The organism is Arthrobacter sp. Y3225209 (assembly GCF_059090685.1).
In genome coordinates this window covers 1-3009 of the sequence record NZ_JBNHFW010000049.1, presented here as the reverse complement: position 1 = coordinate 3009, position 3009 = coordinate 1, and the positions used below count along the sequence as shown (strand labels likewise).

The window sequence follows — 3009 nt, the reverse complement described above, 5'->3', positions numbered from 1 at the left end:
CGCTGCCGAGACGCCCGCCGGTGCGCAGCCGGTTGCCGCCGATAGCACCGAAGCAGCCGACAGCACCGCAGCATCCGCAGAACCCGGCGCTGAAGCGCCCGTCAAGGCAGTCCGGAGGCGCCGGGCACCGGCCAAAAAGGCACCGGCAGCCACTGACAGCGCCGCAGAAGAAGTGACCCTGGCAGCCGGACCGGCATCCACCAATACCGAAGCCCCTGACTCGGAGAACGCTGCAGCGGCTGACACCGCGCCGGCCACCCCGGTTACCGAGGAATCCACTGACGCTTCCGTGAGCGGCGATGCCGGGGACTCCGCCAAGGCGGCCCCCAAGAAGCGCACCCGCCGGCGGGCAAGCACGCCTACCGGACCGGCCCGCTCAGCTGAAAGCGCACCGGAAACCGTTGCCGCCGCGGAGCCGGTCCTGCCGTCGGCCGCCGAAGAGGCGCCGGCAGTGCAGGCTGAAGAAGACGCGGCGACAGAAGAAGCGGCGACAACAGAAGCGGCGCAGACCAAAGAAGCAGCCGCCGCCGGCCCCACGTCCGCCCTGGATCCGTTCACGGTGCCGGAATCGCCTACCTCCGTTTTGTTCCATGCTCCCGACCTGAGCGCCGTACGTTCCGTACCGGTGGCCAAGCCGGCCGCCGCGGATGAAACAGACGAAGACGATGCCGCTGCCGATTCGGGCCGGTCCCGCCGCCGCAGCCGTCGTGGCCGCAGCCGCCAAGGAGCCGAAACCGAGGCCGGCACGTCCGGCAACAGCGAAGACGGTACTTCCACCGGCCCCGAGGACACCGGGTCCGACGGCGTAACGTCGCGCCGCCGCCGGCGCCGCCGCCGCGGAGACGCGGACCTGGAACTGACCGGGGGAGCGGATGATGATCCGCCCAACACGGTCACCCGGGTACGGGCACCGCGTGCGCATGCCGACGCACCGGCGTCGGACCGCGTCACCAGCGTCAAGGGCTCCACCCGCCTGGAAGCGAAGAAGCAGCGCCGCCGCGAGTCCCGCGAATCCGGCCGCCGCCGCCACGTCATCACCGAAGCCGAGTTCCTGGCCCGGCGCGAGTCCGTGGACCGCCAGATGATTGTCCGCCAGCGCGATGAGCGGATCCAGATCGGCGTCCTCGAGGACGGCGTGCTGGCCGAGCACTTTGTCTCCAACACCCAGCAGGACTCCCTGATCGGCAACGTCTACGTTGGCAAGGTCCAGAATGTGCTTCCCAGCATGGAAGCCGCCTTCGTCGACATTGGCCGCGGCCGCAACGCCGTGCTTTATGCCGGTGAGGTCAACTGGGATGCTGCCGGCCTGGACGGGCAGCCGCGCCGGATCGAACTGGCGCTGAAATCCGGTGATTCGGTCCTGGTGCAGGTCACCAAGGATCCCGTGGGGCACAAGGGTGCACGCCTGACCAGCCAGATCTCCCTGCCCGGCCGCTACCTGGTGTACGTTCCCGGCGGCTCGATGACGGGTATTTCCCGCAAGCTGCCCGACGTCGAGCGCAACCGGCTTAAGAAGATCCTCAAGGACCACCTGCCCGAGAACGCCGGCGTCATTGTGCGCACCGCGGCCGAAGGAGCCAGCGAAGAGGAGCTGATGAATGACATCAACCGGCTCCGCGCCCAGTGGGAGACCATCGAAGCCAAATCCAAATCCACCAAGACGCTGCCGCCGGAACTGCTTTACGGAGAACCGGACCTGACCATCAAGGTGGTCCGGGACGTCTTCAATGAGGACTTCTCCAAGCTTGTGGTTTCCGGTGACGAGGCGTGGGACACCATCGAGGCCTACGTGACCTACGTGGCTCCGGATCTGGTGGGCCGGCTCGAGAAGTGGACCAAGGACGAAGATATCTTCGCCGCACACCGCATCGACGAGCAGATCGCCAAGGCCCTGGACCGTAAGGTGTTCCTGCCCTCCGGCGGTTCCCTGGTGATCGACCGTACCGAAGCCATGACCGTGGTGGACGTCAACACCGGTAAGTTCACCGGCAGCGGCGGCAACCTGGAGGAAACCGTCACCAAGAACAACCTGGAAGCGGCGGAGGAAGTGGTCCGCCAGCTGCGGCTGCGCGACATCGGCGGCATCATCGTCATCGACTTCATCGACATGGTCCTTGAAGCCAACCGTGACCTGGTGCTGCGCCGCCTGGTGGAATGCCTGGGCCGGGACCGCACCAAGCACCAGGTGGCCGAGGTGACCTCGCTTGGCCTGGTCCAGATGACCCGCAAGCGGATGGGCACCGGACTGCTGGAGGTCTTCGGGGAGACCTGTGAGCACTGCGACGGCCGCGGCGTTGTCACGCAGGATGTTCCCGTGGAACACCGCCGGAGCACCAGCCACACGCCGTCGGGCCACAGCCACGCCGTCACCGAGGACAACCACCAGCAGCACCTCCGGCAGGAAAAGCAGACCCGGGGGGACCGCAAGCGGAACCGGAACCGGGACCGCGGACAGAACGCCGGGGCTCCGGCGACCGAGCAGCAGCCCGCCCCGGTGGAGGAACCGGTCCAGCAGGACGCAGAGCGCCAGGCGAAAGCCGAGGCCGCGCGTGCCGCACTGGCCAGCATTGCCGCAGCTACAGCCGCTGCCCATGAGGTAGTGGATGCCGCTGCTGCCGGCAACGGAGCAACCGACGAAACTGCGGCACCCGCCGGGAACGACTCCGACGGTTCCGATACCGAACCCGGAGCGGTCCTGAACATCCAGGGGGAGACGGTGGTGGTTCCGCGCCGGCAGCGCCGGCGTCCCGCCAAGCAGGAACCCGCACTGACGCTGGAGAGCCTCACGGAAGCCTTCAACGAGGTGGCTTCCGTCGTCGCTCCGGCTGCGCAGGAAACCGCCGGAGCGGACAGTGCAGTCTCGGACAAGGCAGTCTCGGACAGTGCAGGGCCGGACAGCGCAGCCTCGGATAAGGCAGCGCCGGCACACGCACCGGAGGTGAAGGCGCAGCAGCCCAAGGCCGTGCGCCAGGCACCGGCGCCGCAGCAGGAGCAGGCGCCCGTGCGCCG

1 protein-coding gene is annotated in these 3009 nt (G+C 68.2%); it reads left to right on the top strand.

What is annotated here, in order from left to right; genetic code table 11:
- A partial coding sequence (locus tag AC5RVB_RS16320) for an Rne/Rng family ribonuclease (RefSeq protein ID WP_494143173.1) occupies positions 1-3009 on the top strand: 3009 nt, incomplete at both ends.